The organism is Sphingobacteriales bacterium (assembly GCA_016706405.1).
Classification (GTDB): domain Bacteria; phylum Bacteroidota; class Bacteroidia; order Chitinophagales; family UBA2359; genus BJ6.
In genome coordinates this window covers 851,861-865,112 of record JADJJT010000002.1, presented here as the reverse complement: position 1 = coordinate 865,112, position 13,252 = coordinate 851,861, and the positions used below count along the sequence as shown (strand labels likewise).

9 protein-coding genes are annotated in these 13,252 nt (G+C 40.2%); 3 read left to right on the top strand and 6 right to left on the bottom strand.

The features are described 5' to 3' along the window. Nucleotides 1-41: 41 nt before the first annotated feature. Nucleotides 42-3,878, bottom strand: coding sequence for an SNF2 helicase associated domain-containing protein (locus tag IPI59_09735; GenBank protein MBK7527814.1), 3,837 nt, complete (start codon nucleotides 3,876-3,878; stop codon nucleotides 42-44). Between the two features lie 419 nt (nucleotides 3,879-4,297). On the opposite strand from IPI59_09735, the gene IPI59_09730 reads away from it, so the two are divergent. Both IPI59_09730 and IPI59_09725 read left to right on the top strand, forming a co-directional pair. Further along, complete coding sequence (locus tag IPI59_09730) at nucleotides 4,298-5,500, top strand: alanine dehydrogenase (GenBank protein ID MBK7527813.1); 1,203 nt, start codon at nucleotides 4,298-4,300, stop codon at nucleotides 5,498-5,500. 81 nt (nucleotides 5,501-5,581) lie between these two features. Then, nucleotides 5,582-6,058, top strand: coding sequence for an Hsp20/alpha crystallin family protein (locus IPI59_09725; GenBank protein ID MBK7527812.1), 477 nt, complete (start codon nucleotides 5,582-5,584; stop codon nucleotides 6,056-6,058). 47 nt (nucleotides 6,059-6,105) lie between these two features. On the opposite strand, the gene IPI59_09720 is transcribed toward IPI59_09725, so the two are convergent. The 4 genes from IPI59_09720 to IPI59_09705 form a co-directional block, all read right to left on the bottom strand. After that, nucleotides 6,106-6,672, bottom strand: coding sequence for a hypothetical protein (locus tag IPI59_09720; GenBank protein ID MBK7527811.1), 567 nt, complete (start codon nucleotides 6,670-6,672; stop codon nucleotides 6,106-6,108). Then, nucleotides 6,656-7,960: a sigma-54-dependent Fis family transcriptional regulator gene (locus IPI59_09715; GenBank protein MBK7527810.1), complete on the bottom strand. Its 1,305-nt coding sequence runs from the start codon at nucleotides 7,958-7,960 to the stop codon at nucleotides 6,656-6,658. Before IPI59_09715 ends, IPI59_09720 begins: the two co-directional genes overlap by 17 nt. A 63-nt stretch (nucleotides 7,961-8,023) precedes the next feature. Continuing rightward, nucleotides 8,024-9,514, bottom strand: coding sequence for a tRNA (N6-isopentenyl adenosine(37)-C2)-methylthiotransferase MiaB (gene miaB, locus IPI59_09710; GenBank protein ID MBK7527809.1), 1,491 nt, complete (start codon nucleotides 9,512-9,514; stop codon nucleotides 8,024-8,026). Between the two features lie 322 nt (nucleotides 9,515-9,836). Continuing rightward, nucleotides 9,837-10,829 (bottom strand): PhoH family protein, encoded by a 993-nt coding sequence (locus IPI59_09705; protein MBK7527808.1) that lies wholly within the window; start codon nucleotides 10,827-10,829, stop codon nucleotides 9,837-9,839. A gap of 136 nt (nucleotides 10,830-10,965) precedes the next feature. Here IPI59_09705 and IPI59_09700 point away from each other — a divergent pair, with 136 nt between their 5' ends. Beyond that, nucleotides 10,966-11,535, top strand: coding sequence for a methyltransferase (locus IPI59_09700; GenBank protein ID MBK7527807.1), 570 nt, complete (start codon nucleotides 10,966-10,968; stop codon nucleotides 11,533-11,535). 25 nt (nucleotides 11,536-11,560) lie between these two features. On the opposite strand, the gene IPI59_09695 is transcribed toward IPI59_09700, so the two are convergent. Further along, nucleotides 11,561-13,087: an aminotransferase class V-fold PLP-dependent enzyme gene (locus IPI59_09695; protein MBK7527806.1), complete on the bottom strand. Its 1,527-nt coding sequence runs from the start codon at nucleotides 13,085-13,087 to the stop codon at nucleotides 11,561-11,563. Nucleotides 13,088-13,252 lie beyond the last annotated feature (165 nt).

Sequence of the window (13,252 nt, the reverse complement as noted above, 5' to 3'; positions counted from 1 at the left end):
TATCAAATACGCAGTTAAAATTTATTATTTAAATTTTGTTCTTAGGTAAACAAATAAGCCACATCTTCGCGGGTAAGTTGTTTTACAAATTTTGCATCGGCAGCTACTAAGTCGTAGGCAAGGGCTTTCTTTTTGGCTTGTAGCAGTAGTATTTTTTCTTCTATCGAATCTTTACAAACCATTTTATAGGCAAAAATATTGCGGGTTTGGCCTATCCGGTGGGTGCGGTCAATAGCTTGGGCTTCAACGGCAGGGTTCCACCAAGGGTCAAGCAAAAAAACGTAATCGGCGGCAGTAAGGTTAAGCCCTAAACCGCCAGCTTTGAGGCTAATTAAAAACACCCTAACTTGTTCATCCTCCTGAAACTTATCGACAGCATTGCGGCGATTGTTTGTATTTGTCGAGCCGTCTAAATAAGTATAGGTAATATTATTTTTTTCGAGGCGCTGGCGCAGCAGGTCTAACATGCCCAGAAATTGCGAAAAAACTAATATTTTGTGGTTATTAGTAATTTCTTCCAACAATTCCATTAAAACATCTAATTTAGCTGATTCATGGCCGTAATCTTCGGGGCCGGGCAATAAGGCGGGCGAGTCGCAAATTTGCCGCAATTTAAGTAAGCCCTCTAAAATATAAATTCCCGATTTTTCCATTCCGTCTTGGTCTATTCGGTCTAAAATTTTAAACCGATATTCATTTTTGAAAGCTTCGTAAATGCGGCGTTGTTGTGATCCCATTTCGCAGTAGTGCGTGGTTTCGGTTTTTTCCGGAAGATCCTTTGCGACCATTTCCTTAGTACGGCGCAGCACAAACGGGAAAATTAGTTTGCGCAAAACTTCAACTTTTTCGGTATCGTTATTTTTATCAATTGGGTTGGCAAATTCGGTTTTAAAAAATTCGGTGCTGCCTAACATACCAGGATTTAAAAAACTCATTTGGGCATATAAATCGAAGGTATTGTTTTCAATGGGTGTTCCACTAAGCGCAATCCGGTTATGCGATTTTAGTAAACGCACTGCTTTGTACCGTTTGGTATTAGGGTTTTTGATAGACTGCGATTCATCTAAAACAATATAGCTAAAATATAAATCGCTAAATAGTTCAATATCTGCCACTAAAGTTCCATACGAGGTAATAATTAAATCGAATTCGTCGAACTGTTGTTTGCCAATGCGGTTGCGGTTAATTCCGTGGTGGGTGTAAAAGGTTAAATCCGGCGTAAATTTGCGAACTTCGGCCTCCCAATTAAATAACAAGGAGGTTGGCACTACAATTAAATGGTGTTGTAAGCTGTTTTGTTGTTTTTGGTGCTGTAAAAAGGTAAGCACCTGTAAGGTTTTGCCCAGCCCCATATCGTCGGCAAGGCAGCCCCCCCATTTAAATTCATCTAAAAATGTAAGCCAGTTAAAGCCCTCGGCTTGGTATGGGCGCAGGTTGGCCAATACATTTTTGGGTAATGGTTTAGACTCAATTTGATTAAAAAGGCGCAGTTTCCGTTTTTTATCTTCAAGTTCCAATAAAGTTGAAGCATCGTCAATTTCTTGGTAAAGTTCGTCGAGCAGGGAAAAGTGAATTTTCGATAGTTTTAGTTTATTGCCTTTAACATCGCCTATTTTTAATATTGTTTCGTAGCGTTTTAGCCATTCTTCGGGCAAAACACCCATGGTGCCATCGCTAAGTTTTACAAAGCGCTCGTTGCGCATAACTGCACGTTGCACATCTTTAAGCGTTACGGTTTCGGTGCCAAATTTTATATCGGCCTCCATATCAAACCAATCAATGCCCGAGCTAACGCGCCATTGCATTTCGGGTTTATGCAAACTATAATTAAACCTGCTAAGTTGCTTAACCCCCATCAACTCAATTTGTTGTGCGTGCATGGCAGCGGCAAAATCTAAAAACCAAGCATCTTTAAGCAGCTCGTCAAAAGGTAGCAGGCAATATGGTGCGGTTGGGTTTTGGCTTAATTGCTCGTTGAACAGGGGGTGTTGTTGGGCAAAAAAATCAAAAAACTGGGTTTCAAAAGATTTGTCTCGGGTAATTTGGTACAATTCACCTTGTTGTTCTACTACAAAAGTGGCTTCTAAATTGTCGGGGCTAACCATATAGCCTTCGTAATACACCGCCGGACGAAAAGCGACCATTTCGTCGTTAGCATCGGTTAAATAGATGCGGGCAAGTGGTTTAGGGGCTATGTTTTGCCAATTTTGATTAATATTGATAGCTACTTCGTAGCGCAGTTGGAGGGGCAAAATTAACTGCCGCAATAGTACCGGAAATGCAGTTTTTTTTATGCTTAATCCATTATTATTAATTAAGTGCTTAATGAGGGCAAGGTCTTTACCATTGGGCAAAATCAACAAATGATCGTTAACAAAAAGCAGGCAGGGCGCGTATAAAGTTAGCTCGCCAAAAGGTATTTGCCAGCCCGATGCTGTTTTTACATATCCGGTTAAATAGTAAAGATCAGAGGTTTCCTCCAAAACAAACCCCAAACTAATAGGGTCAGTTATAAGTTGTAGCGGTAATAAATTGTTTAAGCTTAAACTTTTTCCGATATTGTTATGGTAAAATACTTGTTTGTTTTTTAATAGTTCAAAAGCTTTTATTAGCACAGGCTGTAACTGATAAAAAAGCTCTTCTTGTTTTTCGAGCGATGCGTTTGGATTGTTTTTTTTGCGGCTATAACTATTTATATTTACTATTTTTGTAGCTGAGGTTTCGGCGGTTAGCGATAAAGTTAGCTGCGTTAAATTCCGGATAATTTTTAGTAGCGCATTATCGGCAGCATCAATTTCGGGAATACTAAATGTATTAACAGTTTGCCATTTTGTTAAGGCATCGTTAAAATTAGATATATGTGAACTAATTTGGTGGGTTTCGGGGTTTAGTTTTCCAACTATTGGCAGCAGTTCAAAGTTTTTTTCGTATTCGCGATGCAGTACAAATACATAGCCTAAGCCAAAGCGGTCGTCTTCTGATTTAGCTTTTTTGTAGGCTTTTAAGCCTTCAAAAATGGCGTTTTTTGCTTCGGTATTGTTATTGTTGGTTGCGTTGTTGAAACTGTTTTCGTATTTTTCACTAATTTGATTAATTTGGCTGAGTTTAATTAAAGACGGGTCAAGAACAATTAACTCGGGTTTGTCGTCTGTCATTCTAAACTCAAATTTTCCGGATAAACCCTCGTCGTTTAGGGAGTATCCGTATTCAGCTAACAAACTATTTTTATAATCGTTCCAATTAGCCAATCCGGCAAAAGCATTTGTGCCATATTTAAAGCGCATCTGCAAAAAAACGATGGCTTTGTGCAGGCAAATTTTATAGTCTGTGTCTGAGCAGTTGCAAGTGGTATTAAATTGTTTGCCATCTTTGGCTATGGTAACCTCGTAGTCTGCATTTTTATATTTAAGCTTAGCTTTAATGGTTTGGTGGCCTATTGTTTCAATTTCGGCGTGGTCTGAAAAGGCCAACTGGCGGGCTGTTTGGTATAGTTCGTTGGGCAAGCACGATTGTATTACCGACTCGTTAATACTGGCCATGTGAAGCACTGTAAACGATTGGTCGTATTTTATATGTTGTAGTTGCTCGTCTAAGTCAAGTAAAGCTGCTATTTCGTGTTTGCATAACCCGCTCCAGTTATAGGCACACTCGCATTTAATTTGTAAAGTTAACGAGCTGCCAAATTTACTGATATTAACTTGGTAACTGCCGTCCATACTGTCGCTTTGTACGTGGTATAGTGCTTTTTCATTTTCTATATCTAATGAAACAAGCTGGCAGCCGTTAGCTTTTTTTATGGTACGTCCCCGCGCCAAAATAGTATTATTTGCCGAATTATTTAAATATTTCTGAATTGAACTTTTGCGCAGGTGCTCCATATTAAAAAATCAAACCAAAATAAATATCAAATTATTATTATATATTAATTTGAAGGGCGCAAGATACGCATAAATTTTTACCTTACCAATTTTTTGGGCTTAATATTGGTTGAATAGTCGCTTACAATAAACATAATTGTCTTAATTTTGCTTGATTAATTACAAGATGAACTTTTTAATTTACAAGCGATAAAATTCATATAAACAAAGTTGTCCATTTTATTATCCGGATATTTTAGCTGACAAGACAATATGAATGTAATTAAAAACGTTTTGCGGAGCTATAAAAACATATCTGTCCAAAAAAGCATTAAAAAACCTTATCCGGATGTTATTTTTAGCTAAATGAACGGTTTTATCATATTTTATGTTCTTATTTTGTAATTTTTATCTGAAATTTGAGCTTCATTGCATCCATTATGACCTACCCCGAAATATTGCAAAGTACAGTAACACAAGAGGAAAGAGTTTTAGTACAACAACGCAAACAACAATTGTTTATTGGTGTGCCCAAGGAAGCCCATTTTCAAGAGAACCGGGTTGCCCTTACCCCCGAGTCGGTAGCTTTGCTTGTAAATAATGGCCACAAAATAGTAGTTGAAACAGGCGCAGGCAAAAACGCTAATTTCACTGACCGCGATTTTAGCGAAGCCGGTGCAGAAATTGCCTACACCACCAAGCGCGTTTTCGAAGCTAATATTATTGTTAAAGTTGCCCCCTTAGCTTTAAACGAAATGGTTCATACACAATTGAACCAAATTATTTTTTCGGCATTACACCTGCCAACCGTTGGTAAAAATTATTTAGAAGCCTTAATGCAGCGCAAAATTACCGCCCTTGCCTACGAATATTTAAAAGACGAGGCCGGCGCATACCCAATTGTGCGGGCTATTAGCGAAATTGCCGGAAATGCTTCGCTGCTAATTGCTGCCGAATATTTAAGCCGTACTAATAATGGACAGGGCTTATTATTGGGTGGCATATCGGGGGTGCCGCCAGCGCGGGTAGTTATTTTAGGAGCGGGTGTTGTGGGCGAATTTGCCACCCGAACAGCCTTAGGCTTAGGTGCCGAGGTGCGGGTTTTTGACAACAGTATTTATAAATTAATGCGCCTGCAAAATAATGTGAATGTGCGGGTTTTTACTTCCATCATTAACCCCAACACCCTGCTTAACGAGTTAAAACACGCCGATGTAGCCATTGGTGCCATTCATTCGGGGGCTGGCCGCACGCCAACCATTGTTACCGAAGAAATGGTAAGCCAAATGCGTCCGGGCTCGGTAATTGTAGATGTTAGTATTGACCAAGGCGGCTGTTTTGAAACCTCAAAAATTACCACACACGAGCATCCGGTATTTGTAAAACACGGCGTTACACATTATTGCGTGCCTAATATACCGTCAAGGGTGTCAAAAACGGCCTCAAGTGCTTTAAGCCACGTGCTTACACCAATTTTACTTAAAGCCGAACGATACGGCAATTTAGATGCCATGTTAATAAACAATCCGGGTACCCGGTTCGGTATTTATATTTACAAAGGTGCTTTAACCAATAAACACTTGGGGTCGCGATTCGATATAGCATTTACGCCCATTGATTTATTGATGACCTCCATACAATAGATAAATAAACCATTTATATACCAAATAAGCCGCAAAACAACACTAAAATAATATTTTTTAATTTATAATTTTATATCAATCATGTCTAACAATCAAAACGATTTTTTTTCTGAACTTTTTAAAACTATTAACAAAGGGGTCGAAACCGTTACCCAAGGCGTGAACACGGTTTTAACAAATACCGGAGTAGGCAGTATTGGTGGCAATAGTGGCGGAATTGGCACCAAAACGCCCGCTATTAACATCATCGAATCGGGCGAGGCGTTTGAAGTGCGTGTAGCCGCACCGGGTATGTCCAAAGAATTATTTAAACTGGCTATTAAAAACAATGCTTTAGTTATTAGTTCAGATGGCGAGCCAGCCACCAACGAAGCAGCGGGCATAAAATATCATCAGCGCGAGTTTGAGTATGGTGCCTTTGAAAGACAATTTGCCGTGCCCGAAACTGCCGACATAAACCTAATTGCAGCAGCATACAAAGACGGCATGTTAGTTGTTACCCTACCTAAAAAAGCAGGATTTAAAACGCCCCCCGAACAAGATATTAAAATTTGGTAATAGTTTTAAGGCCAACTGTTCACCGAATTTACTTTTATCCGGAGTTTTTACCAGTTTGCAAAGGCTCGGTTAAAAATATCATCCACTAATCGGGTGGTAATTTCGTCAATTAACTGCGGTTCAACATCGTTTAGGTTGGTGTTTCGGTCAAAATCAACAAAGGTTGTAAACGTTTGCACCCAGGTTTTGCGTGTAATTTTGTTAGAACACTCAACTCTAATACCCGCCGTTAAGCGGTTTAAGGCTGCTTGGTCGCCGGCGCCCGATGCAGCGGGCTGAACATTGTATTGAACAATAGCGCCGGCAAAATGTAAATCGCCATTGCGCGGCAATTGATTTAAGCGGGTATTACTGTTAAATTTGTCGCGCATTTTTTCGGTTAGGGTATTACTCAATGTTGGCGACACATACGAAGCTAAGTTCGGAAACTGGTCAATACTATACGATGCAATGCGTGGGTCAACAACGGCGCCGGTAAACGAGTAAACACCACAGCCCAAAGTTCCGGATAAAATGACGGCAGCAATACAACATTGAAATAAGCTCATTTGTAGCCATTGACGACAACCGTTCATACTAAAACAGTGTGCTAACTCATTACTCTTTGATGTCATACTCTTTAATTTTTCGGTAAAGGGTACGTTCTGATATGCCAAGGTCGGTAGCGGCATCTTTTCGCCTGCCCCGGTGTTTGCGCAAAGCGCGTTGTATTAGTTCCTTTTCTTTTTCTTCAATTGAAAGGGTGTCTTCTACTTCAACGGGGGTATTAAAATTGTCGGTGGTATTATTGTTCGTTCCTCTATGATAATTAGAGGCGCCACTATTAATAATAATGGGTTGTTGAAGATTTGGGTTAGTTGACGATGCCATTTTATGCGTATTGGCCGGAAAAGCTGTACTCAATGGCTCGTCAGCCCACGTAGCATTATTTCCGGATAAAACGCTGTTACCCTCTTGCCCCGAAAGGTGCATAACAACATGTTTAAGTTCGGCAATTTCTTTGCGCATATCAAACAGTATTTTGTAAAGCAGTTCGCGTTCGTTGTAGCCGGCATGGCTGTTATTGTTTGTGGCCCCCGAAGTATCATCGTTGCCAAAGGGCAGGCGGGTAAGGGCTGTGCTGTTGCGGGGTATAAATTGGGTAATTTCGTGCACCCCCAAATTGCGTTCGGGCGATAAAACGGTGGCTTGTTCGGCTACATTTTTAAGCTCCCTTACGTTGCCAGGCCAATGATAGTTTTGTAGTACCTCCCGGGCTGCCTCGTCTAAAGATATTGGTTGGATGCGATTTTTTTCGGCAAATGTTACACTAAACTTCCTAAAAAGCAAATAAATATCTTCTTTTCGTTCGCGTAGGGGCGGTATTTCAATGGGTACAGTATTTAATCGGTAGTACAAATCTTCGCGAAACTTACCATTGCGCACTGCTTCAATAAGGTTTACATTGGTAGCCGCAATAACCCGCACATTGGTATGTTGCACTTTTGATGAGCCTACTTTTATAAACTCGCCTGTTTCGAGTACACGCAGCAGCCGCGATTGCGTTCCAAGGGGCATTTCGCCTATCTCGTCTAAAAAAATAGTGCCCGAGTTACAAACTTCAAAATAGCCATTGCGTTTTTCGTGAGCGCTGGTAAATGCCCCCTTTTCATGGCCAAACAATTCGCTGTCTATGGTGCCTTCGGGAATTGCGCCGCAGTTTACGGCTATAAAGGGGTTATGCTTTCGGGGACTTACATTATGAATGATTTGCGAAAAAACTTCTTTCCCCACGCCGCTTTCGCCTAAAATAAGTACCGACAAATCGGTTGGGGCTACACGAAGGGCTACGCTTAGGGCATTGCTTAACGAAGGCGAATTGCCCACAATGCCAAACCGCTGTTTTATTGATTGAATATCCATTATTTTTTAATCGTATTGGCCCTTTACTTTATTTGTTAGGTGTTTAGATCGGCAAAGCTTTTTTCATTGGTCAAAACTTTTTAGTTTTAAGACCTTTCCTTTTAACGATGCCGAGGTTGCGCTTTCAATCAGTACTTCAACATACTGACCTGGTTGATAGTTTTCTGCCGGAAAGACGACCATTTTATTTTGGTCGGTGCGGCCACAAAGGTCGCTATCCGAGCGTTTGGAGGGTTTTTCAATTAAAACGGTAAATATTTTGCCTACATCGGATAAATTACGTTGAAGAGCGTGTTTGTTTTGCAGTGCAATTATTTCATTCAAGCGCCGATTTTTTACTTCGGGGCTTATATCATCCGGATACCTGCGGGCAGCTAAAGTTCCGGATCGCTCGCTGTAGGCAAACATATAGGCCATTTCGTATTGTACTTCTTGCATCAAACTAAGCGTTTCGGCATGATCTTCTTCTGTTTCGGAGCAAAATCCGGAAATAAAATCGGTACTGATAGCGCAGTCGGGTAAAATTTGCCTAATAGCATCAATTCGGTTTAAATACCATTCGCGGTTGTAGGTGCGATTCATTTTTTGCAGTATATTGCTACTGCCCGACTGGACTGGCAAATGGATGTAATTACATATATTTTGGTGTTTTGCTATGGTTTGCAGCACTTCGTTGGTAATATCTTTGGGGTGCGAGGTGCTAAAACGCACTCGAAGTTGGGGGTCAATTAAGGCTACCATTTCGAGCAGGTTGGCAAAGTTTACTATTTCTTTGGTGTCGGGGTTTTCCCATTTGTACGAGTCCACATTTTGCCCTAAAAGGGTAACTTCTTTGTAGCCGCGTTGTACTAAGTCATGTGTTTCGGCAATAATTGAGTAGGCATTTCGGCTGCGCTCGCGGCCACGGGTAAAAGGCACCACACAAAACGAGCACATATTGTCGCAGCCTCGCATAATAGAAACAAAGGCGGTAACGCCATTTTGGTTTAAGCGCACGGGGCTAATATCGGCATAGGTTTCTTCGCGCGATAAGATTACGTTTACCGCACGTTGCCCTTCGTCGGCATTGTTTACCAAACGCGGAAGGTCGCGGTAAGAGTCGGGGCCTACAACCATATCAACAATACGTTCTTGCTCTAAAAGGTCATTTTTCAAGCGTTCGGCCATACAGCCCAAAATACCAACTAAGGTGCTGGGGCGTTGTTTTTTCACGGCGTTCAGGGCTTGCAAACGCGCGCGAATTCGCTGTTCGGCTTTATCGCGTATTGAGCAGGTATTTAGAAAAATCAGGTCAGCTTCTTCAAAGTTGCGGGTATTGCCAAACCCTTCGTTTTGTAATATAGAGGCAACAATTTCGCTATCGCTAAAATTCATTTGGCAGCCATAACTTTCAATATAATATAGTTTGCCGTTAAAATTATTGGGCAGCTGTTGGGTTTCAAAATTATCCAAAACCTCGCCCTGCCTGTCTTCAGGCAAGGGTGTGTTGTGGTGATTTTGGTGCAAATTGGCTGCTAAGGTTTCGATGTCTAAGGTGTGGGTATCGTTGTACATAACAATTAAATAGCATTAGGCAACTACAAAAATTGGTAAAGCTGGCCAATGCGTTTAAATGGGCTATATAGTTTGTATAGTTAAGTAATTAACGCTCAAAATTACTGTTTTTTGGGCTAATTACCTAATATTTACTGACAAATTGGCATAATTAAGCATTAAAACGCTGTTTGTACGTTTATTGTTTACTTCATCCGGCCAAATTTATATTTTTGCCCTATATTGCCAACGCTTCGAACAAAGTAAGTAGCCCAAAGATTATCTCAGCAAATTAAAAAATTAGTTGGTACAAATGTAAGTATCCCGGATGGTTGGCGTTTATTTATTCGGTAATTAGTACTTGTTGTGTGGGGGTGGTGTTTTTTATCTCGTCGGCTTCGTCGGCATGACTATAGGCGGCAATAATGCGTTTTACAAGTTTATGGCGTATTACATCTTCTTTGTCTAAATAAATGGTTGCAATGCCGTCAATGTTTTGTAAGATGTTTAAGGCTCTTTGCAAACCACTTTTTTGGTTTCGCGGCAGGTCAATTTGTGTAAGGTCGCCGGTTATAATACATTTTGCCGATGGTCCAATACGAGTTAAAAACATTTTTATTTGCAAGTTGGTGGCATTTTGGGCTTCGTCTAAAATAATAAAGGCGTTGTCAATAGTACGGCCACGCATATAGGCAAGTGGTGCAATTTCGATAATACGATTTTGCATAAAATAGTTTAGCTTATTTACTGGCAACATATCGTCTAATGCATCGTAAAGTGGGCGCAAGTAGGGGTCAACCTTATCTTTAAGGTCGCCCGGCAAAAAACCAAGGCTTTCGCCAGCTTCAACAGCGGGGCGTGTTAAAACGATGCGTTTTACTAAATTATTTTTAAGTGCTTTAACAGCCAAGGCTACGGCTGTATAGGTTTTCCCGGTGCCCGCGGGGCCAATGGCAAACACTATGTCGTTATCTTCGGCAGATTTTACCATGCGCACCTGATTTGGAGTTTTAGCCCTGATTAAATTGCCATAAGGCCCGTACATAATTATATTATCAATGCCTTTAGGTACATCAACAGGTTCTAATCCGGCTAATAGTTCTTCGATATGTTTTTCGGTAACTGAACCATATCGTTCCAAAAAATTACTTACTATTTCTACTTTCTCTGAAAAAAGTTTTATATCATTTTCGTTGCCAATTGCTTTAATAGTTGTACCTCTGGTAACAATTTTAAGTTTGGGAAAAGCATTCCGGATATAATTAAATTTGGCATTATCAATTCCAAAAAATTCAATTGGGTTAATACCCTCTAACGATAAATTTATTTCGGCCAATGCGTAAAATAGTTGGGTTTAGAAATTTTATTGTAAATAATTGCGAAAAATACAACTTAAAATGCTGAAATTTGCACCCTCGTTCGTAATATTCTTATTTTATTGCATTTTTTTTAACATTTGCTTACGTTTTCCTATGCAGGCATTCAAATATTTTGTCGAAGCAACCAAAAGTTTAAAAACAGTTGGTACCGTAACTTTTAGCTCTAAATTTTTGGTCAACAAAATGTTAGAACCAGTAGTTTTTAAGCCTAAACAGGTAATTATTGAGTTAGGTGCCGGAAATGGATGCATAACCAAAGAATTATTAAACCGGATGCACCCCGACAGTCAACTTTTTTCGTTTGAAGTAAATGAGAATTTTTGTACCATGCTAAATTCAACAATTCAAGACGAAAGATTACATTTAATAAACGATAGCGCCGAGCATTTAACGCAATATCTTCATGCAAATAATATTGAAAAAGTTGATTATATTATTTCGTCGGTGCCATTGGTTGTACTGCCCGAGGCAGTAAGTGAAACCATTATGAAAGCCGTAGAGCAGACCTTAAAAAACAGCGATGGAACTTTTATCCATTTAAGTTACTCGCCATTTTTACGCAACAAATTTAAACAACAGTTTAACGCCGTAAAATTATATTTTTCGGCACTTAATTTACCCCCGGCTTGGGTTTATGCTTGTAAACTTAGCAAAGTAGCTTAATATATTTGCAGCCTAAATTAAGTTATTACACTGCATCCATTTCGAACCAACTTTTTACTTGGCTTCTGAGGCTGCCAATTGTATGATTTTGATGATAAAACTCGTTGGTTTTAACATTATAGTTATACGCTTTACCCCAATTTTGATGCTCGATGCATAATTCGGCAACTGCCGCAATTATATAATTAATATCGGCATCTGTCATGGTTGGATGAATGGATAAACGTATCCATCCGGGTTTGGCTGTTAAATCGCCGGCATCAATTTTACAGGTAATATTATGCGAAGTGTCTTGGTCAACATTCAGTAAGTAATGGCCATACGTGCCTGCACACGAGCAGCCCCCACGCACTTGAATACCAAACTTATCGTTCAACAGTTTTACGCCTAAGTTATAGTGCATATTGTCAATATAAAAGGAAATAGCCCCCAAGCGGTTTTGTATATGCGGCGCTAAAAGATGCAGATTTTTACATGGGGCAAATCCGGAAAAAATTTTATCAATTAATTCGTGTTCCCGTTGTAATATTTTATCGACCTGCATTTGTTCTTTTAATTTAATAGCTAATGCCGCCTTTATGGTCTGCAAAAATCCGGGGGTACCGCCGTCTTCGCGCGCTTCAATATCACTAATATAGCTATGTTCGCCCCAGGGATTTGTCCAGTTAACTGTACCGCCGCCGGGCTGGTCGGGAACCCGGTTGTTGTATAATGCCGAATTAAATATCAATACGCCCGGCGTGCCTGGACCGCCCAAAAATTTATGGGGCGAAAAATAAATAGCATCTAAATAGGCTTCGTCATCGTTGGCGGGGTGCATATCTATATTTACATAAGGGGCCGAGCAGGCAAAATCAACAAAACAATAGCCACCCGCGCGGTGCACCATTCGCGCTATCTCGTAGTATGGCGAAAACACCCCCGTTACGTTGCTACACGAGGTAACAGCCGCAATTTTTGTTTTACGATTTTGATAAGTTTTCAAAAGGGTTTCAAAATGGTTTAAGTCAACTAATCCATTTTCATCGGGCTTAATGCACTCAACATCGGCTATGGTTTCTATCCACGAGGTATGGTTTGAGTGGTGCTCCATGTGAGTTACAAACACAATAGGTTTTTCGTAATTGTGGGGCAATTGCAAATAGGGGGCCAATTTTTCGGATAGTTTTAAGCCCAAAATGCGCTGAAACTTATTTACTACCCCCGTCATACCACTGCCGGTGGCAATCATTACGTCGCTTTCACTGGCGTTTACGTGTTTTTTTATAATATGTTGTGCCTCGTGGTAGGCGTGGGTCATGGTGGTGCCGGTATAAGTCGTTTCGGTATGGGTATTGGCCACCCATGGTCCAAATTGGTTAGCTAATTTTTGCTCAATGGGGGCATATAACCTGCCGCTGGCAATCCAGTCGGCATAAACAACTCGCTGCAAACCATACGGCGAGTCGAAGGTGGCATTAGAGCCAATAGTATTGCGCCTGAATGGGGAAAAATAAACTTCAAGAGCATTCGACTCTGCATCTATCTTAGGTTGTTGAACTGTATTGGGCATATAAATTTAAAAACTTAAGCAAACCAAATTTTGAAGGCATAAAATTAACAGTAATTAGAAATGAAAACAAGTTTTTTGCAAACTCAACGCAAATATTTAGAGGCTGCCTAAATTTTATTTTCTAATTCTATTAAGCATCAATTTTATCATGGCAAATTGTATCAT